Raw genomic sequence first — 18,971 nt, 5'->3', positions numbered from 1 at the left:
GGCCCCTCGGCTCACCCCTTGCCGGGCTTGACCACGGGCTCGCCCTGCAGCGGCTTGTTCTCGCACCCCAGCGCGGCCGTCACCCGCTGCGTCATGAGGTACAGGAACGCCAGATGCTGCTTCATCGCCTCCTCGCTGCCCTTCTGCTCGGAGTTCGAAGTGTTCGACGCGCGGGCACGCAGGAGTACGCGTCCGGAGGGCGGCCCGAGGTCGCCGGGCAGGTCGCACCGCAAGTAGAGCTTCGAGTAATTGCCGCCACTCTCCCCGAGCGTCCCGCTGACGTCGAACCGTCGGCCTGGGGCAGGCGGCTTCTCCTTCTCATGCGGGTCGTCACGAGACACCCAAGAAAAGCCGAGTCGGATCTCGCCGCCGTCCGGACGCGCATCCTGCGCGAACGAGCACCCGTACACGTATGGAGTTGCCTTGGCGCCACCCGAACCGAGCAGGTTCTTCCTCAGCCGCTCTCCCACGCCCACCGGGCTGTTGTAGACGACGGTCTCGACTGATCCGCCACCCAGGAGCGTCCGGAGCAACCGCTCCTCGTTCGAGGAGTCCGCCACGCGGCACGGATTCCCGCCCTCTGCCTGAGGGGTTTCAGCGCCACCGTCGGTACACGAAGTCACTGCGAGCGCTGCACACAGGACGAGCCCGACGAACCGCCGCACGGATCTACGACCCCCCTTGTCGCAGGTGTGTCGTGGTTGCGATGCGTCCGGAGGTGAAACCCTCCCGCAGTTTGTCCTGAGCCTCGTCGAAGGCATTGAGGTGATCGACCTTTCGTTGCTCGCCCCACGCGCTCACCAGCGCATTCGCTCCGTCCATGCCACTGGCGTAGTTGTTGCTGGAGTCCTTCTTGCCCTGCTGCTCGGCCGACTCCTTGACATCCTCGGCCCAGTCGAACGCGGTGACGTCGATCAGCGCACCGGCGACAGTCCCCACGATGGGAATCTCACCGACGAGTCCGTTGGCTCCGGCGGCCGAGTAGGTGGACATCTGATCGGCCCACTGTTCCTTGTCGGCCTGCTTGTCCACGTAGACATCGGCTCCGATGCCGTTGAGGGCACCGAGGGCCGCTCCGATGTCCGAGGCGCGGGTGTTCCATTGCGCACTCTCCCCGTGTACCGGGTCACCCTCGAAGGATCCGGTGGTGGCCAGTTCACGAGCTGCGAAGGCCCGTTCGGCTTCGCAGACGAGCGCAAAGGCCGGCGCGTCGTCGGCGATCCCGCGCATGACCCGGACCAGGCTCGCCTGGCCGACGGCCAGATGGGCCTTGTCCCCGTCCACGTGGATGGACTCGCTGCCGCCGACGCCGCCGAGGCGGGACTCCTGCCCGCCCAGAATGAGGTGGGTGTCCGCCACATAGTCCGCGAGTGCCCTGGCCATCGGCTGGCGGATGTTCTCCAGGTGCTCCGGGAACTCGTCGCCGCCCGCGTCCTTGTCCAGCAGACGGATCGCCTCGTGCATCACGCGGGCCTGGCCCTCGGTGTGGGGGCCGGGAGGGCCGAGCTTCTCGCCGGGTTCGTGGCCCGTCGCGGCGGCCTGGATGGCGGCGCCGAGGCCCGAGGCGCGGTACGGGTCGTCGAGCTCCCTCGGCGTCCCGTACAGCGGCGCCATGTACGGGGTGCTCCACTCGCGTTCGGTGAGCAGGTACTTGAGGTGGTCGTTCTTGTTCCCCTCCGCGGCCGGGTCGAGGAAGTACTCCGCCGCGGCCGGGTCCTTGCTCATGGTCTTCAGCAGGCCGTCCAGGGGGTCGGTCACGAGGTCGGGGCGCTCGGCGTCGTAGGCGTGGTCCCAGATGTGGGGGTTGGCCTTCTCCGTCGCGATGACGGCTTCGCCCATCTCGTTGAGAAACTGCTTGCCGTACCCCTCGCCGTGGGACATCAGCGTCGCGAGCGCCTGGTGTCCCCGCAGGGGCGTGGTCCCGCCCCAGGAGTCGTCGCCGAACGCCTTGAGGCCGTCGACGAAGGGCCGGTAGGCGTAGCTGTTCGGGTCCTTCGTGCCGGAGGCGAGCGTCGCGGCGAGGCCCGTGGTGATGGACTCGTAGAGCTTCCGGTCGCTCGCGGACGCCCCGCGCTCGTGTGCCGCCAGGTTCATCTGGTCGGACAGCAGGACGGTCTCCTTGGCGCCCAGCGCATGCAGGAACGCCTCGCTGAAGTGCTTGTCGCCGGAGTGCTGACGGACCAGGCCCTGGAACTCCCGGAGCTCCTCGGGCGTGGCCTTCCCCGAACGGACCTTCTCGGCGAGGCCGACGGCGGCCGCGGCCTCGATGTCGCCGACCGGCGTGGCGTTGAACCCGAAGGGCGAGGTGCCGTCCGACGCGGTCTCGCTGATCAGGGCGCGCTTCACGTACCCGTCGAAGTCGTCGACCGCCTTCACCGCGGCCGTGATGTTCCGCGTGTAGGACTGCTCGACCTCGCGGAGGTCCGGCTGGTGGCGCACGCTGTGCGCCGTGGCGGCGTCGACCTTGCTGAAGTCGTACGTCGCGACGCCGCCTTCGGAGACCTTCATGCCGGCGGCGACGGCATCGGCCACCGCCGACTTGAGCTGTGCCTTCAGCCGCACGAACGTGCTGTGGGCGTCGCGGAGGAGGGATTCCATGGCGCGGGCCTGCTTCTGCGCCGCCGCGTACTCGCGGCTCGTCACCCCCAGCGGCTGGAGGGACGCGTCGGCGCTCAGCCCGCGCCATTCGGTCCCGACGGAGAGGCTCCGCACCCCCTCGTCGAAGACGTCCGCGAGCGACTTGTACCGCGCGGCGGTGGTCTTCCAGCTGTCGGCGGCGCTGGTGAGGACGGAGAAGTCCATGTCCAGGATCTGCTGGTACGTCGGCACGGCTCCCCCTACAGTCCCGAGATGTTCGACTGCGGTCGCTGCAGGGTGTGTCCGACATCGAGGTCGGTGCCCACCAGTTGTGTGGCGGCGTTGCGCAGCTGGGTCTTGTTCGTCACCAGCCGCCCCACGAGGCGGTTGACCTGGTCCTCCCACTTCTCGTGGGACTTCCTCAGGCCGGCGGCCGTGTCCCAGCCGGCGAAGGCCCGGGCGGCGGCGCCCGTCGCCTCGTCCACGGTGTCCCCCGCCTCGCGCGTGGGCTTCTCCAGCCGGGTCTCGATCGTGTCGGCGAACGCCCGCTTCCTCGCCGGCGCGGACTTCAGGTCCGCCGCTCCGCCGCCCCCCGCTTCGGGCGCCAGCTGGTTGAGCCTCATGCCGGTCCGGCGCTCCGCCGCCGCCTGCTTGAGGTCGTCCCACTCTTCCTCGAACGCCATCCGCCCCCCTTGATCAACTGGAGTTCTCCACCCTAGGTGACCTCGGAACCACCGCCCGCGGGGATTCCCGCGCGCCGGTGTGGTGTCGCGGCGGGGATGACCGGAAGCGCGCGGTCACCGGCCGGAACCGTGCGCGGGCCGGGGTCGCGGCCGGGACCGGCGGGTGGTCACCCGAACGGGTCCGGCCGCGTGGCCGGGCGGGGCGGGGGCGTCACGGGGTGGCGGGGACCACCGCTGACTGGGGGCGGATCGGGAGGCGGTTGACCGGGCGGCCGGTGGCGGCGCGGACGGCGGAGGCGATGGCCGCCGGGGACGTCACGACGGGGACCGCGCTCGCGGCCTTCGCGCCGAAGGGCGCGACCACGTCGCGTTCCTCGACCAGTCTGACGACGTGGATGTCCGGGGCGTCGAGGGCCGTGGGGAGGGCGTACCCCGTGAGGTCGGGGTGGCGGACCAGGCCGCGCGGGGTGCGGAGGTTCTCGGTGAGGGCCGCGCCGAGGCCCTGGGTCACGCCGGCCTCGATGCGGGTGGCGAGCTGGGCCGGGTTGAGGACGCGGCCCACGTCCTGCGCGACGGCCAGCTCGACGACGCGGACGGAGCCCAGCTCCACGTCGACGTCGACGACCGCGCGGATCGCGCAGAACGCCAGGCCGACGAACGCGTCGCCCTGCCCGGCCTCGTCGAGCGGTTCCGTGGGGTGGGGGCGGCACTGGGCGGTGGCCCACAGCTCCTTGCCCTCCAGCGCCTCGGCGACGGTCGTCGACAGGACGCCGTCGTACGACGTGATCTTGCCGTCGGCGATCTGGAGGAGCTCCGTCGACATGCCGAACTTGTGGGCGAGGGGCTGGAGCAGCTGGGTGCGGACCATCTTGGCGGCCCGTTCCACCGCCCCGGCGGAGACCCACGTGTGCCGGCCGTGCGTGGCGGGGCCCGCCGGGGGCTGGTCCGTGTCCACGGGCGCCACCTGGACGTCCTCCACGCCCAGGACGTCCTGGACGACCTGGCGGGCGAGGGTCGTGAAGCCCTGCCCGGTCTCGACCGCCGCGCACAGCACCGTCGCCACGCCGCCCTGGACCTTGACCGTCGCGGTGGAGACCTCGTCGGTGCCCTCGGCGCCCAGCATGTGCACCATGCCGAGGGCGTAGCCGACGCCGCGCCGGACCGCGCTGGGTTCGCCGGCGCCCTCTGGGCCGCCGGGCAGGAGCCAGTCCTCCTCGGCGGTGTCCATGGGCAGCGGCGGCAGCGGGTGTTCCCGTACGGCTTCGAGGAGTTCGGCGACGGGCGCCGGGCAGGTGACGGTCTGGCCGGTGGGCAGGAGGTCGCCGGTGGCGAGGACGTTGCGCAGGCGCAGTTCCGCCGGGTCGAGGCCCAGCTTCGCCGCGAGCTTGTCCATCTGGCCCTCGTACGCCGCGCACACCTGCAGGGCGCCCTCGCCGCGCACGTGGCCGGAGGGCGGGTTGTTCGTCCGGACGACCCAGCCCTCGACGAAGGCGTGCGGCACGACGTACGGGCCGCAGGCGAAGGCGACGGCCGCCGCGAGCGTCTCGGCGGACGAGTCGGCGTAGGCGCCGCCGTCGAGGAGGATCTGCGCCTCCACCTTCACCAGCCGGCCGTCCGCGTCCGCGTGGTGGCGGTAGCGCAGCAGGGTGGGGTGGCGGTGGGCGTGGCCGAGGAACGACTCCTCGCGGGTCGCGGCCAGCTTCACCGGCGCGCCCGTGCGCAGGGCCAGCAGGCCGAGCGGGATCTGGAAGCCGGGGTCCTCGCGGTCGCCGGTCGCGCCGGGGACGCCCGTGACGACGAGCTTCACCCGGTCCGGCGGCAGGCCGAAGCAGGCGGCGGCCAGGTCGCGGTCGGTGTGGGGGTCGGTGGAGGCGGTGTAGATCTCCACGCCGCCGTCCGGGCGGGGCACGGCGAGGCCCGCCTCGGCGCCGATGGGCGCGGGGTCCTGCCGGCCGATGCGGTACAGGCCCTCCACGATCACCTCGCCCGTCACGTCCGGGTCGCCGTAGCGGAGCGGGATGTGCCGGATGAGGTTGCCGTCGGGGTGCAGGGGCGGCGCGGAGAACGCCTGCTCGGGGTCGGTGACCGGGTCGAGCACCTCGTAGTCGACGATGATCGCCGCGGCGGCCAGGCGGGCGGTGTCCGGGTGGTCGGCGGCGACGGCCGCGATGGCCTCGCCGTGGTGGCGGACGAGGTCGGCGGCGAAGACGGGGCGGTCGGCGACGGTCCGCCCGTACGCGGCGTCGCCGGGCACGTCCGCGTGGGTGACGACGGCGCGCACGCCGGGCATCGCCGCGGCGGCGGACGTGTCGATCGACCGGATGCGCGCGTGGGCGTGCGGGGAGCGGAGGATCGCCGCCCACAGCAGGCCCTCGGCCCACAGGTCCGCGGCGTACGGGAAGGTGCCCTCCGTCTTGGCGCGGGCGTCGGCCGGCGTCAGGGACGTGCCGAGGCCCTGGCGGGGCTGCTCCTGCGGGGGTGCATCGACCGCCGGGATGGCGGTGGCCGCGTCGTTGCTCACGCCGTGCCTCCGTCGTGCGCGTGGGGGAGCTGGTGCGGGATGCGGACCTCGTGGGGGGGCTCGTCGGGGCCGCCCGCGGTGCCGCCGGTCCGCTGGGCGGCCGTGCGCTCGGCGACGACCTCCCGTACGGCCCTGAGGGCGCCCTGGTAGCCGGTGCAGCGGCACAGGTTGCCGGAGAGCGCCTGGCGGGCCTCCACGTCGCTGGGCGCGTGGTTGCCCTCCAGCAGGTCGTGCACGGTCATGGCCATGCCCGGGATGCAGAAGCCGCACTGGACGGCGCCGCAGCGGGCGAGGGCGCGCTGCACGTCGGAGGGTTCGCCGCCGGCGGCCAGGCCCTCGACGGTGCGGACCTCGCTCCCGGCGGCGGTCGCGGCGGGCACCAGGCAGGACGCGACGAGCCGTCCGTCGACCTGGACGTTGCACGCGCCGCACTCGCCCTGCGAGCAGCCGTCCTTGGCGCCGGCGAGGCCGAGGCGCTCGCGCAGGACGTAGAGCAGGGACTCGCCGATCCACGCGTCGGTGACGGGGCGGTCGGCGCCGTTGACGCGCAGGACGTACGAGACGTGCGGGTGCTCGTCACCCGTCGCCACGGGGACGGGATCCGGCTCCGGCTCCGGCAGCGCCTGGGTCTCCGGCAGGGCTTCGGCCTCGGCCAGGTCCTGGGCCTCGGGTGCCGGGTCACCGTCCGTGGCGGGGCCGTCGGCGGTGGCGTGGCCGTCCGCGGTGGCGGGGGCGTCGGCCGTCGTACCGGTGGGGGCGGCGGCCTGGGCCGGGTCCGCGTCATGGTGCGGGTACGCCGGGTCGGCCGCCGGCGCGTGCTGCTCGGGGCCGGCGGTCGCGGGGGGCCCGGCGACGGGGGCGGCCACGGGATCGGCCGCGTCCGGGCCGGGGACGTCGTGGAACTCGGCGGCGTGCTCGGACGGGCCGTGGTGCGGTGCGCCGTGGTCGGACGGGCCGTGGTCCGGTGCGCCGTGCTCGGGCAGGCCGTAATCCGGCGCGGCGTGGCCCGACTCCCCCGGTACCTGCGCGTGGGGCGCGGTCCCGGCGGTGGGCGACTCGCTCGTGGGCGGCTCGGCGGTGGGCGGCTCCGGCGTGCCGGGGGCCTGTGGTCCGTGCCCGGCGCCACGGCCGCCGAAGTAGCCCGCGCCGTCGTCGGTGCCGTGGCCGGGGAGGTAGTCGGCGCCGTGGCCGGTGCCGTAGTCGGCGCCCCGGTCCCTGTCGTGGTCGGCGCCCCGGTCCCTGTCGTGGTCGGAGCCGTGGCCCGTGCCGTAGCCGGCGTCGTGGCCCGTGCCGTAGTCGGCGCCGTAGTCCGTGCCGTAGGCGTACCCGGCGTCCGGTGACGGTCCCTCCGGCGGGGCCGTGTCCGTCGTGGGCTCCGGCGGGGCGGGGACCGCCCAGGGCGCCGCGGCGCCGCCGGGCAGCGTCGCCGGGGCGGTGCCGTCGGCCCAGGCGGCGAGCGGCTGCCCGCCGCCGTACGTCTGCGTCTGCTCCCGCGGCCCGAGGGCGTACTCGCCGGACTCCTCGGGCAGGTCGCCCGGGGCGACGGGCACGGCCCACTGCCCGGTCGGCTCCGAGCCGCCGGTCTGCGCGGGGCCGGAGCCCAGGGCGTCCTGGAAGTTCCACTGCGCCGTGGCGTGCGGGTCGGGGATGTGCGGCGGTACGTACCCGTGGCCGGGGGCCTCCAGCGGGATGCCGTCCAGGCCCACGTCGGGCGGCAGCTGGACGAACGCGGTGGCGTCGCCGTCGTACTCCCCCTGCGGGGTCGGCTGCCAGCCGCCGCCCCGCCGCTGCTCCTCGTTCCCCGTCTCGTCGGTGGTCACGACAGGGCCCTCCCCAGTGCTCGTCGGGCCAGCACGGAGACCGTGCGGCGCAGTTGCAGTACGGCGGGCGGCAGCGGGGGCGGCTCCTCGCCGTCGGCGGCCGGCGGCTGGTCCGGGACGCACGCGGCCGCGACGTACTCGCCGAACGCCACCAGGGCCTCCGGCGTCAGTCCCCGCTCGCCGTCCCAGTCGACGAGCGAGGCGATCCAGTGCTCGGCCTCCAGCGGGCGCAGCGGCATCGGGGCGATCGCGCCGACCGCGCAGCGCACCGCGCGGCGCGCCGGGTCGAGGACGACCGCCACCGAGGCGAGGGCGCGGCCGGGTCCCGTCCGCCCGGTCGCCTTGAGGAACACCTGCGGCGCGTGCAACAGCGGGACCCGGACGAAGGCGACGAGCTCACCGGGCTGGAGCATCTCGCGCCCGGCGAGGAGGTGCGAGACGGGGATCTCGCGGCCGCCGGCGGGGCCCGCGACGACGAGGTCGGCCTCCAGGGCGGCCAGCACGGGCAGGGAGTCGCCGGTCGGCGCGGCGGTGACGACGTTGCCGCCGAGGGTGCCCGCGTTGCGGATCTGCGGCGGTCCGGCCGCGCGGGCGGCGGCGGCCAGGGCGGGGATGAGCGCGGCGAAGTCGGGGCGGCCCATGCGGGCGTGGGTCAGGCCGGCTCCGAGGAGGGCGTGGCCGTCCTGGTACTGCCAGCCGCGCAGCTCGTTGATGCGGCCGAGGCCGACGAGGCCGGCGGGGCGCAGCTGCCCCTTGTTGACGGCGGCCATCAGGTCGGTGCCGCCGGCGACGGGCACGGCGGCGGGCATGGCGGTGAGTGCCGCCACGGCCTCGTCGAGCGAGGCCGGCAGCGTGACGGAGTGCGCCGTCCGCGGTGCGTGCGTGGTCAACCCAGCTGCCCCTTCCCGGTGTCCCGGCTGTCCCGGCTGTCCCGCCTGTGTTGCCGTACCGTACGTGCTCACGGCCCGGACGTGGAAACTGTGGCACATCTTCGGGGACGACCGGCGCGAGGGTCCACGAAGGACGGATCCGCCCCCGACCTCCCGTGAACTCCCGGGACCGTGCGGATGGCCCGATTTGGCTGCTTTGTCGGCACAGGAGGCAGGCGGTCCCCCAATCCCCGCGTATGGATGGCTCCTGAAGGGCCTTCACCGGTTCGATGGTGGGCGCCGCGGGGTGGTTGCGCCGCCGGGCTGGGCGCCTCAGGTCGGCCGTGCCGGCCCCGCGGTGGTGGGTGCGGCGGGGCCGGGCGGGCTCACCTCCTCGGGGTCGGCGGGCTCGGGTCCCGGTCAGGGCACCCGCGCTTCTCCGCCGACCCCTGCGGGGGCGAACCCGCCCGGCCCCGCCTCCCGTCCCCGGACACGTGCGGGTCGCGCCGTGGCGGGCGACCCGGCTCACGGCTCACACGTTCGGGGGCGGTCCCTCGATCGGGCGTCCGAGCACCCCGGGGCGGCGCTGCCAGGGGGCCGGTCCCCCGGGCGGGCGGTAGGCGACCCCGAGTGCGTCGAGGCGCCGGTAGTGGGTGGCCATGCGCCGCGCGAAGTCGGGGAAGTCGCGGTCGGCGGGCGCGGGGAGGCCCGTCGACCAGACGGCCTCGGCGAAGGCGGCGAGCCGGGGGAAGGTCTGGTAGTCGACGCGGGAACGGCTGTCCAGCACCTCGGTCCAGACGTTGGCCTGCGCGCCGAGGACGTGCGCGGCCGCGTCGGCGGGCAGGCCGGGCGGCAGCGGGTCGAAGCGGTACACGTCCTCCAGGGTGCGCACGTAGCCGATGGGCACGGGCTCGTCGGGGCCGCCGTCCTGCCGGTGGTCCAGGTACACGTGCTGCTCGGGGCACATGACGACGTCGTGGCCGGCCCGCGCGGCGGCCACCCCGCCCGCGTACCCGCGCCAGGAGGAGACGGCGGTGCCGGGTGAGGGAAGGACCGCGGGCGGCGCGCCGGGCGGGGCGGTGGCGGGGGGCGGGCGGACCGGGCCGCCCTCCAGGATCTCGTCCCAGCCGATGAGGCGCCGGCCGCGGTCGGCGAGCCAGCGGTCGAAGTGCCGGACGAACCACGCCTGGAGGCCGTCCTCGTCGCCCACGCCGAGCTCCCTGATGCGGGCCTGGGCGGTGGCGGACGCCCGCCACTGCCCCTTGGGGCACTCGTCGCCGCCGATGTGGACGAACGGCGAGGTGGTGGCCGGGAAGATGTCGAGGACCTCCTCCAGCACGCCCTCGTAGAAGCGGAGGGTCTCCTCGGTGGGGGCGAGGACGTGGGGGCTGATCCCCCAGGTGTCCCGGACGCCGAGCGCCGCGGTGTCGACGACGTCGGTGTTGCCGAGGTGCGGGTAGGCGGCGATGGCGGCCTGCGAGTGGCCGGGCAGGTCGATCTCGGGGACGACGCGGACGTGCCGGTCGGCGGCGTACGCGACGATCTCGCGGAGGTCGTCCTGCGTGTAGAACCCGCCGTGCGGGGTGTCGTCCCACAGGGGTGAGGCGCGGTGCCCGCGCTTCGTGCGGGGCCGCCAGGCGCCGACCTCGGTGAGGCGGGGGTGGCGGCGGATCTCGACGCGCCAGCCCTGGTCGTCGGTGAGGTGCAGGTGGAGGACGTTGAGCTTGTGCGCGGCGAGCAGGTCGAGCTGGCGCAGCACGTCGTCCTTGGGCAGGAAGTGCCGGGCCACGTCGAGGAGGAGCCCGCGCCAGGCGAAGCGCGGGCGGTCCTCGATCCGGGTGGCGGCGAGGCCGGGGGCGGTACCGGGGCGGACGGGGGCGCGGCGGAAGGCGTCGGGGCCGAGGAGCTGGCGGAGGGTCTGGGCGCCCCAGAAGACGCCGGCCGCGTCCCCGCCCGCGATGTCGACGGCCCCGTCGGCCGCCGTGAGCCGGTACGCCTCGGGGCCGAGGTCCGGGTCGAGCCGGAGGGCCACGACGCCGCCCGGACCGGTGCCCCGCCCCGTGCCGCCCGCGTGCGCGCCGCCCGGTCCGGTGCCGAGGGGTGCGGTGCCGTCGGGTGCGGTGCCGTCGGGTGCGGTGCCGTCGGGTGCGGGGGGCAGCGGGAGGCCGAAGGCGGCGCCGAGCGTCGTGCGCAGCCAGCGCTCGGCGGTCCCGGTCCCCGGGGCGGCGGCGAGCACGGTGGAGGCGTCGAGCACGACCCCGGTGCGGTCCGGGCGGTGGGCGTGGGAGGCGGGTGCCGGAACGAGGTCCGGAATGGGGTCCATCATGTCGACTCGACCCTCCAGCTCCGTTGCACCCTGCGCAACGGACGTTTCGCAGCGGACGACGGCGAGGAGCCTAGGGCGGCCCGCCGACGACCGGCAAGGCCCCGGGAACGGCGCAGGGCCCCCGGGAGGGGCGCGCACGCGTGGTGCGCCGCCGCCTCCCGGGGGCCCGGCACGGTTCCCGGCGGTGGCCCGTGACCCGGTCACCGTGAGCCCGCGCCCCCGGCCTGCGGCCCGCCGGTCCCTCAGGCCGAAGCCGGGGCCGCGGCCCGTGGCCCGAACCCGCGCTCGTGAGCCGCCCGTAGGCGGTCACCCTTCAGCCCGTGCCGGCCGGTGACGCGTGGCCCGTGACTGCCGGCCCGGTGGCCCGTGGCCCGTGACTGCCGGCCCGGTGGCCCGTGGCCCGTGAACTGCCGGCCCGGTGGCCCGTGGCCCGTGACTGCAGGCCCGGTGGCCCGTGGGCCGTGACTGCCGGCGGTGGCCCGTGAGCCGTGGCTGCCGGCCCGGTGACCCGCGCCGTGGCACTCGGTCCCGGCCCGCGGGCCGGGGCCCGTGGACTACTTCTTGTCCTTGCCGCCCTTGCCCTTGTCCTTGTCGCCGCCCGCGCCCATGGACTCGTAGATCTCCTTGCACATGGGGCAGACGGGGTACTTCTTCGGGTCCCGGCCCGGTACCCACACCTTGCCGCAGAGCGCCACGACGGGAGTGCCGTCGAGGGCACTCGCCATGATCTTGTCCTTCTGGACGTAGTGGGCGTAGCGCTCGTGGTCGCCGTCACCGTGCGACACCTGTGGCGTCGGCTCTACGAGGGTCCCCGTACCTGCCCCGCGCTCGGGCTCGAGAGTGCTCATAACAGCCAAGGGTACTCACCCGGCACGGCTTCAGTTCAGGGTCGGGTCGTCCGGGTACGTCGCGATCATGGCGAGTTCGCTGCGCTGGCGGCGCAGGACGGCGCGCCACAGCCCCTCGGGGTGCGGGGAGGACACGTCACCCGGTTCGGACTCGACCACGAACCAGGCGCCGTCGCCCAGTTCGTCCTCCAGCTGACCGGGACCCCACCCCGCGTACCCGGCGAAGATCCGCAGGGAGCCGAGCGCCGGCCCGAGCAGTTCGGGCGGGGTCTCCAGGTCGACCAGGCCGATCGCCCCGTGGACGCGGCGCCAGCCGAGCGGGCCCTCGTCGCCGGGGATCACGGCGAGGCCGAGCGCCGCGTCGAGCGAGACGGGGCCGCCCTGGAACACCACGCCGGGCTCGCCGGCGAGCGCCGCCCAGGGCTCCAGGACGTCACCGACGCCGACCGGCGTGGGGCGGTTGAGGACCACGCCGAGGGACCCCTCGTCGTCGTGGTCGAGCAGCAGCACCACCGCGCGGTCGAAGTTCGGGTCGGACAGCGCGGGGGTGGCGACGAGCAGCCGCCCTGCGAGCGAGGACACCTCGGTCATGCCAGACATGATCCCGCATGCCGGGCCCGCGCGGAGGGCGGGCGGGCCGGTCGGCCGAAGGGCGCGCCGCCGGGGGCTCCGCACGGGCGCCCGACACGGGCCGTGCACGCCCCGGCACGCAAACGGACGGTGACCCTCCGCGAGGTCCGGAGAACACAGGGTGTTGTGGCGAATTCATTACACGCTCCCCCGCTCCCCGCCCTTACGGGGCACGGGTGGAAGCGCCTTACCCTTTTCCCTTGGCCCTTGCCCGAACCACCCCCGCGGTCCGCCCGGGGGCACCCCCGACCGGAACGCGAGATACATGACCGGCACCGACGATGTACTGCTTGTCCACGGCGGAACCCCGCTGGAGGGCGAGATCCGCGTCCGCGGCGCGAAGAACCTCGTGCCCAAGGCGATGGTCGCCGCACTGCTCGGCAGCGGGCCGAGCCGGCTGCGCAACGTGCCCGACATCCGTGACGTCCGGGTCGTCCGCGGTCTGCTCCAGCTCCACGGCGTGACCGTGCGCCCCGGTGACGAGCCGGGCGAGCTGGTGATGGACCCGACGCACGTCGAGTCGGCGAACGTCGCCGACATCGACGCCCACGCGGGCTCCTCCCGCATCCCGATCCTCTTCTGCGGCCCGCTGCTGCACCGGCTCGGCCACGCCTTCATCCCGGGCCTGGGCGGCTGCGACATCGGCGGCCGGCCGATCGACTTCCACTTCGAGGTGCTCCGGCAGTTCGGCGCGAAGATCGAGAAGCGCGACGACGGCCAGTACCTGGAGGCTCCCCGCCGGCTGCGCGGCACGAAGATCCGGCTGCCGTACCCGTCGGTCGGCGCGACCGAGCAGGTGCTGCTGACGGCGGTCCTCGCGGAGGGTGTGACGGAGCTCTCCAACGCGGCCGTCGAGCCCGAGATCGAGGACCTCATCTGCGTCCTGCAGAAGATGGGCGCCATCATCGCGATGGACACCGACCGGACCATCCGGATCACCGGTGTCGACAAGCTCGGCGGCTACACCCACCGCGCCCTGTCGGACCGCCTGGAGGCCGCGTCGTGGGCGTCCGCCGCGCTGGCGACCGAGGGCGACATCTACGTGCGCGGCGCGCAGCAGCGCTCGATGATGACCTTCCTCAACACCTACCGGAAGGTGGGCGGCGCCTTCGAGATCGACGACGAGGGCATCCGCTTCTGGCACCCGGGCGGCCGGCTGAAGTCCATCGCGCTGGAGACGGACGTGCACCCCGGCTTCCAGACGGACTGGCAGCAGCCGCTGGTGGTCGCCCTGACGCAGGCCACGGGCCTGTCGATCGTCCACGAGACGGTGTACGAGTCGCGGCTGGGCTTCACCTCCGCGCTCAACCAGATGGGCGCCCACATCCAGCTGTACCGCGAGTGCCTGGGCGGCTCCGACTGCCGCTTCGGCCAGCGCAACTTCCTGCACTCCGCGGTCGTCTCGGGCCCCACGAAGCTCCAGGGCGCCGACCTGGTCATCCCGGACCTGCGCGGTGGCTTCTCGTACCTGATCGCCGCCCTGGCGGCGCAGGGCACGTCCCGGGTGCACGGCATCGAGCTGATCAACCGCGGCTACGAGAACTTCATGCAGAAGTTGGTCGAGCTGGGCGCGAAGGTCGAACTCCCGGGCGCGACCACCGTCTGACCGGCCGCCCCCAGGGCCCCCGGCCGGGGGTCCGGGGGTCGCCCCCGGGCAGACACAGCATGCAGAAGTTGGTCGAGCTGGGCGCGAAGGTCGAACTCCCGGGCGCGACCACCGTCTGACCCGGCGTCACCCCGCACGTACGACGACGGCCCCCCGTGATCCACGGGGGGCCGTCGTCGTGGCGGGTGCCGACGACAGGCCCTGGAAGGGGCCGTAGGCGGGCGAACGGAAGGGCGGTCACCCTCTGCAGGGTGACCGCCCTTCCGATGCGCCTGGGGGCCTTACTTGCCCTTCGCGGCTTCCTTGAGCTTCGAGCCCGCGGAGACCTTCACGCTGTAACCGGCCGGGATGTCGATCGGCTCGCCGGTCTGGGGGTTACGAGCGGTGCGAGCGGCACGGTGCGTGCGCTCGAAGGTCAGGAAGCCGGGGATGGTGACCTTCTCGTCGCCCTTGGCGACGACCTCACCGATGGTCTCGGCGAGCGCGGCCAGCACGGCGTCGGCGTCCTTGCGGGTCACCTCGGCGCGGTCGGCCAGGGCGGCCACCAGCTCACTGCGGTTCATGTTGTTACTCCCGTGTTCTTCTTGCCTGTGAGGCGTGAGATCGAAGCCGATGCTGCCAGGGCCCTAGGACAGTGCTCGGACCCGGGTCTGCCGTCAGACCCTCGCGCCCGAATACGCATCCTGCCCCCACCAGCGGCGGGAAAGCCAATCCGGCACCCTCCGGAGTCACACGAAGAGCGCCACTGCCCGGTCCCGGTGACGTCCGCGCGGCCGTGCACCGGCCGCGCGGAGACGTCCTGGAGACCTGCCGGCGACGAAGCGCCACCCTACGGGCGGGGGCGGACGCCCGCGCTCCGCGACGCGCCGGAGGCGGCGCGGGGTGCGTTGCGCCACACCACGCCGCCCGACGGGGCCGTCAGACGGAGGGCTGCTCCGCCAGGGCCGCCTTCGCTGCGTTGCGTACGGCACCGGCCACGGCACCCGCGACCTTGTCGTTGAAGACCGACGGGACGATGTAGTTGGGGTTGAGCTCCCCGTCGGTGACGACGTCGGCCAGCGCGGTCGCCGCCGCGAGCATCATGTCGGTGTTGACCGTACGCGACTGGGCGTCCAGCAGGCCGCGGAACACCCCCGGGAAGACCAGCACGTTGTTGATCTGGTTGGGGAAGTCGGACCGGCCGGTGGCCACGACGGCGGCCGTCTGGCGGGCGACGGCCGGGTCGACCTCGGGGTCCGGGTTCGCGAGCGCGAACACGATGGCGTCGTCGGCCATGGCGGCGACATCGTCGCCGTCGAGGACGTTCGGGGCGGAGACGCCGATGAAGACGTCCGCGCCGACGACGGCCTGCTTCAGGGTGCCGGTGACGCCCTCGGGGTTGGTGTTGTCGGCGATCCACCGCAGCGGCGACTCGGGGGCCGCGTCGACCAGGTCCTCGCGGCCCGCGTGGACGACGCCGTGGATGTCGGCGACGACGGCGTGCTTGACGCCCGCCGCGATGAGCAGCTTGAGGATGGCCGTGCCGGCCGCGCCGGCGCCGGACATGACGACCCGCACGTCCCCGATCGCCTTGCCGACCACCCGCAGGGCGTTGGTGAGGGCGGCGAGCACGACGATCGCGGTGCCGTGCTGGTCGTCGTGGAAGACGGGGATGTCGAGGGCCTCGCGGAGCCGGGCCTCGATCTCGAAGCAGCGCGGCGCGGAGATGTCCTCCAGGTTGATGCCGGCGAAGCCGGGGGCGATGGCCTTGACGATCTCGACGATGGCGTCGGTGTCCTGGGTGTCCAGGCAGATCGGCCAGGCGTCGATGCCGGCGAACCGCTTGAACAGCGCCGCCTTGCCCTCCATGACGGGCAGCGCGGCCATCGGGCCGATGTTGCCCAGGCCGAGCACGGCGGAGCCGTCCGTCACGACCGCGACGGAGTTGCGCTTGATGGTGAGGCGGCGGGCGTCCTCGGGGTTCTCGGCGATGGCCATGCAGACGCGGGCGACGCCCGGCGTGTAGACCATGGACAGGTCGTCGCGGTTGCGGATGGGGTGCTTCGACGCCATCTCGATCTTGCCGCCGAGGTGCATCAGGAACGTGCGGTCCGAGACCTTGCCGAGGACGACGCCCTCGATGCCGCGGAGCTTGCCGACGATCTCGTCGGCGTGCGCGGTCGAGGTCGCCGCGATGGTGACGTCGATCCGCAGCTTCTCGTGGCCGGACGCGGTCACGTCGAGGCCGGTGACGGAACCGCCGGAGGACTCCACGGCCGTGGTGAGCTGGGAGACCGCGGTTCCGCTCGCGGGCACCTCCAGCCGGACCGTCATCGAGTACGAGACGCTGGGCGCCGTTGCCATGACCGAGTTCCTCTGCTTTCCCTAGCTCCGTTGCTACCCCCGGCGCGGCGGTGACCGTGAGGGGGCCCTCCGATGGTCGCACCTACCTGCGAGTAGCAGGTAATACGGTCGTTTTGTTTTCGGAAAGTGTTTTCCACCATACGAGAGGACGCAGCGAAAAAGGAAGCGGGCCCACGCCATCACCTCGGATGACGTGGGCCCGCTTCCCACGTATGAGACACCGGCCCGCCATGCTCGCCTCGCGGCAAGTGGTCGCTCTGAGCGACTAAGGTTGGGCCCGGGGGCTTGGATCGAGCCGGTGCCGTATCCAGGCTAACAAACCCCTCCGGGAAGCGGTCCCCACACGGCCGGATCCACCCCGAACGGCCCCGGCTCAGTCCCGCAGGAGGTCCGGGACCCCCGCCGCGTCCGGCTCGTCCCGGTGGCCGGAGACGACCGTGAGCTGCTGCGTGGCCCGGGTCAGCGCCACGTACAGCACCCGCAGTCCGGCCGGGGACTCGTCGGCGATCTCGGCGGGCGAGACGACGACCGTCGCGTCGTACTCCAGGCCCTTGGCCTCCAGGCTGCCCAGCGCCACGACCCGGTCGCCGAGCCCGGCCAGCCAGCCGGCGGCCTGCTCGCGGCGGTTCATCGCGACGACGACGCCCACGGTGCCGTCCACCCGCTCCAGGAGGCGGCGCGCCTCGTCCCGCACGACCTCCGCCAGCCCCCGGTCGCCGACGGCGGTGAAGCGCGGCTCCACGCCCGTCGAGCGGACCGCCCGCGGCGACTCGGCGCCCGGCATCGCCAGCGCCAGGACGCGGGCGGCCAGCTCGGCGATCTCGGCGGGGTTGCGGTAGTTGACCGTGAGGGTGAAGCGGCGGCGCGGACGGCGGCCCAGGGCCTCGTCGCGCGCTTCGGCGGCCTCGTCCGGGACCGACCAGGACGACTGCGCCGGGTCGCCGACCACCGTCCACGTCGCGTGCCGGCCGCGGCGGCCGACCATCCGCCACTGCATGGGCGTGAGGTCCTGCGCCTCGTCGACGATGACGTGGGCGTACTCGGTGCGCTCCTGGGCCAGCCGCTCGGCGCGCTCGCGCTGCGTCTCCTCCCGTACCGGCATCAGCTCCTCCAGGCCGGTGAGCTGGTCCAGCGGGTCCAGCTCGCGTCTGCGGCGCGGTCTGGCCGGGGCGCCCAGGAGGGTCTGGAGCTCGTCCAGGAGGGCCACGTCGTGCACGGAGTACCCGTCGCGGCGCAGCGAGCGGGCCACCCGGCGCACCTCGCCGGGGTTGAGGTCGCGGCGCGCCCAGCGGCCGAGGCGCTTCTCGTCGGCCATGGCGGCGAGCACCGCGCGGGGGGTGAGCTCGGGCCACCAGGCGTCGAGGAAGCCGGTGAAGGAGTCCTCGGTGGTGACGTCCTCGTCGAAGGAGGAGCGCAGCTCGGCGGCGAGCTCGGGGTCGGCGTGCCGGGTGCCGGCGCCGGTCTTGGCGTACAGGGCGTCGAGGAGGAGCCGGCGGGCGCGCGGGCGCAGCAGGTTCACCGGCGCGGTGCCGCCGAGGGCGTCGTGCCGGATGCGGGCGAGTTCGGCGGCCTCCAGCTCGACGCGCCGCCCGAAGGCGACGACGCGCAGCCGGTCGGGGGGGCCGCCGAGCTCCAGGGCGCCGCGGGCGGCCTTGCGCAGCACCTTCAGCATCCGCGAGGAGCCCTTGACGCGGGCGGCGGCCGGGTCGTCGTACGCGGTGGCCTCGACGCCGTCGACGAGGCTGCCGACGGCGCGGACCGCGACCTGGCCCTCCTCGCCGAGGGACGGCAGGACGCCCTCGGTGTACGCGACGAGCAGCGGCGTCGGCGAGACGACGAGGATGCCGCCGGCGTAGCGGCGGCGGTCCTGGTACAGCAGGTACGCGGCGCGGTGCAGGGCGACGGCGGTCTTGCCGGTGCCGGGGCCGCCCTCGACGTACGTCACGGACGCGGCGGGGGCCCGGATGACCAGGTCCTGCTCGGCCTGGATGGACGCGACGATGTCGCGCATGGTGTGGCCGCGGGCCCGGCCCAGCGCGGCCATCAGGGCGCCGTCGCCGACCACCGCCAGTTCGGCGCCCCCGAGGGTCGCGGTCAGCTCGGGGCGCATCAGGTCGTCCTCGACGCCCAGGACCCTGCGGCCCTTGGAGCGGATGACGCGGCGGCGCACCACGCGGCCGGGGTCGACGGGCGTGGCCCGGTAGAACGGCGCGGCGGCGGGGGCGCGCCAGTCGATGACGAGCGGGCTGTAGTCGGTGTCGAGGACGCCGATGCGGCCGATGTGCAGCGTCTCGGCGATCTCGGCGGTGGCGTCCGGCCGCACCGCGTCGTCGGCGGGCTCGACGGAGGTGTAGGCGCCGTCCGGGCCCTTCTGGCCGTCCTTGCCGCGCAGCAGGTCGATGCGGCCGAAGAGGAAGTCCTCGAACTCGCTGTTCAGGCGGTTGAGGTGGACCCCCGCCCGGAACACCTGGGCGTCCCGCTCGGCGAGCGCGCCGGGCGTGCCGACCTGCCCCTGCCGGGCGGCGTCCCGCATGAGGAACTCCGCCTCGTGGATCTTCTCCTCCAGGCGGCGGTACACCTGGTCCAGGTGGTCCTGCTCGACACCGATCTCGCGGTCCCGAATCGTGTCGACGACCACACGGTCGGCTTCCTGCGCGGCCACCAGGGGCCCCCTTCTGACGTGCACTGGGCAGCCGTCGAGGGTACGCCACGGGGGGCCGCGGTGTCAGGCGGACCGTCCCGGCGGGA

13 protein-coding genes are annotated in these 18,971 nt (G+C 74.2%); 1 reads left to right on the top strand and 12 read right to left on the bottom strand.

The features are described from left to right. Positions 1 to 11: 11 nt before the first annotated feature. The 9 genes from ACF053_RS05770 to ACF053_RS05730 all read right to left on the bottom strand — a co-directional run bounded on the left by ACF053_RS05770 (position 12) and on the right by ACF053_RS05730 (position 12,235). On the bottom strand, positions 12 to 560 hold the full coding sequence (locus ACF053_RS05770) for a hypothetical protein (RefSeq protein ID WP_391952705.1): 549 nt from the start codon (positions 558 to 560) through the stop codon (positions 12 to 14). Between the two features lie 109 nt (positions 561 to 669). Next, entirely contained in the window at positions 670 to 2,829 is a 2,160-nt protein-coding gene (locus ACF053_RS05765; protein ID WP_391952704.1) for a hypothetical protein, read from the bottom strand. Positions 2,830 to 2,837: 8 nt separating this feature from the next. Continuing rightward, on the bottom strand, positions 2,838 to 3,260 hold the full coding sequence (locus ACF053_RS05760) for a hypothetical protein (protein WP_391952703.1): 423 nt from the start codon (positions 3,258 to 3,260) through the stop codon (positions 2,838 to 2,840). Positions 3,261 to 3,471: 211 nt separating this feature from the next. After that, positions 3,472 to 5,781, bottom strand: coding sequence for a xanthine dehydrogenase family protein molybdopterin-binding subunit (locus ACF053_RS05755; protein WP_391952702.1), 2,310 nt, complete (start codon positions 5,779 to 5,781; stop codon positions 3,472 to 3,474). Continuing rightward, complete coding sequence (locus tag ACF053_RS05750) at positions 5,778 to 7,601, bottom strand: 2Fe-2S iron-sulfur cluster-binding protein (protein ID WP_391952701.1); 1,824 nt, start codon at positions 7,599 to 7,601, stop codon at positions 5,778 to 5,780. Before ACF053_RS05750 ends, ACF053_RS05755 begins: the two co-directional genes overlap by 4 nt. Continuing rightward, on the bottom strand, positions 7,598 to 8,491 hold the full coding sequence (locus tag ACF053_RS05745) for an FAD binding domain-containing protein (protein WP_058944821.1): 894 nt from the start codon (positions 8,489 to 8,491) through the stop codon (positions 7,598 to 7,600). The genes ACF053_RS05750 and ACF053_RS05745 overlap by 4 nt, the downstream gene beginning before the upstream one ends. Before the next feature lie 511 nt (positions 8,492 to 9,002). Continuing rightward, positions 9,003 to 10,796, bottom strand: coding sequence for a beta-N-acetylhexosaminidase (locus ACF053_RS05740; protein WP_391952700.1), 1,794 nt, complete (start codon positions 10,794 to 10,796; stop codon positions 9,003 to 9,005). A 554-nt stretch (positions 10,797 to 11,350) separates the two neighbouring features. Then, entirely contained in the window at positions 11,351 to 11,644 is a 294-nt protein-coding gene (locus tag ACF053_RS05735) for a DUF3039 domain-containing protein (protein ID WP_329870294.1), read from the bottom strand. A gap of 30 nt (positions 11,645 to 11,674) precedes the next feature. Then, positions 11,675 to 12,235: a YqgE/AlgH family protein gene (locus ACF053_RS05730; RefSeq protein WP_391952699.1), complete on the bottom strand. Its 561-nt coding sequence runs from the start codon at positions 12,233 to 12,235 to the stop codon at positions 11,675 to 11,677. 304 nt (positions 12,236 to 12,539) lie between these two features. Here ACF053_RS05730 and murA point away from each other — a divergent pair, with 304 nt between their 5' ends. Continuing rightward, on the top strand, positions 12,540 to 13,880 hold the full coding sequence (gene murA / locus ACF053_RS05725) for a UDP-N-acetylglucosamine 1-carboxyvinyltransferase (RefSeq protein WP_391952698.1): 1,341 nt from the start codon (positions 12,540 to 12,542) through the stop codon (positions 13,878 to 13,880). Positions 13,881 to 14,161: 281 nt separating this feature from the next. Here murA and ACF053_RS05720 read toward each other — a convergent pair whose 3' ends face one another. The 3 genes from ACF053_RS05720 to ACF053_RS05710 all read right to left on the bottom strand — a co-directional run bounded on the left by ACF053_RS05720 (position 14,162) and on the right by ACF053_RS05710 (position 18,885). Next, the gene (locus ACF053_RS05720) at positions 14,162 to 14,443 is read right to left on the bottom strand and encodes an HU family DNA-binding protein (RefSeq protein WP_058944816.1); all 282 of its coding nucleotides are present in this window, start codon (positions 14,441 to 14,443) and stop codon (positions 14,162 to 14,164) included. Positions 14,444 to 14,798: 355 nt separating this feature from the next. Then, complete coding sequence (locus ACF053_RS05715; protein WP_391952697.1) at positions 14,799 to 16,223, bottom strand: NAD-dependent malic enzyme; 1,425 nt, start codon at positions 16,221 to 16,223, stop codon at positions 14,799 to 14,801. A 373-nt stretch (positions 16,224 to 16,596) separates the two neighbouring features. After that, on the bottom strand, positions 16,597 to 18,885 hold the full coding sequence (locus ACF053_RS05710; protein WP_391952696.1) for a HelD family protein: 2,289 nt from the start codon (positions 18,883 to 18,885) through the stop codon (positions 16,597 to 16,599). Positions 18,886 to 18,971: the final 86 nt, after the last annotated feature.

The organism is Streptomyces kanasensis, assembly GCF_043077165.1.
Taxonomy (GTDB): domain Bacteria; phylum Actinomycetota; class Actinomycetes; order Streptomycetales; family Streptomycetaceae; genus Streptomyces; species Streptomyces changanensis.
This window is presented reverse-complemented; position numbering and strand designations above follow the sequence as displayed.

Bases quoted from the DNA above. Each gene is read 5' to 3' on its own strand.
- ACF053_RS05760 (WP_391952703.1), bottom strand. From the start codon at position 3,260: ATGGCGTTCGAGGAAGAGTGGGACGACCTCAAGCAGGCGGCGGCGGAG.
- ACF053_RS05740 (WP_391952700.1), bottom strand. From the start codon at position 10,796: ATGATGGACCCCATTCCGGACCTCGTTCCGGCACCCGCCTCCCACGCC.
- ACF053_RS05735 (WP_329870294.1), bottom strand. From the start codon at position 11,644: ATGAGCACTCTCGAGCCCGAGCGCGGGGCAGGTACGGGGACCCTCGTA.
- ACF053_RS05730 (WP_391952699.1), bottom strand. From the start codon at position 12,235: ATGACCGAGGTGTCCTCGCTCGCAGGGCGGCTGCTCGTCGCCACCCCC.
- murA (WP_391952698.1), top strand. From the start codon at position 12,540: ATGACCGGCACCGACGATGTACTGCTTGTCCACGGCGGAACCCCGCTG.
- ACF053_RS05720 (WP_058944816.1), bottom strand. From the start codon at position 14,443: ATGAACCGCAGTGAGCTGGTGGCCGCCCTGGCCGACCGCGCCGAGGTG.
- ACF053_RS05715 (WP_391952697.1), bottom strand. From the start codon at position 16,223: ATGGCAACGGCGCCCAGCGTCTCGTACTCGATGACGGTCCGGCTGGAG.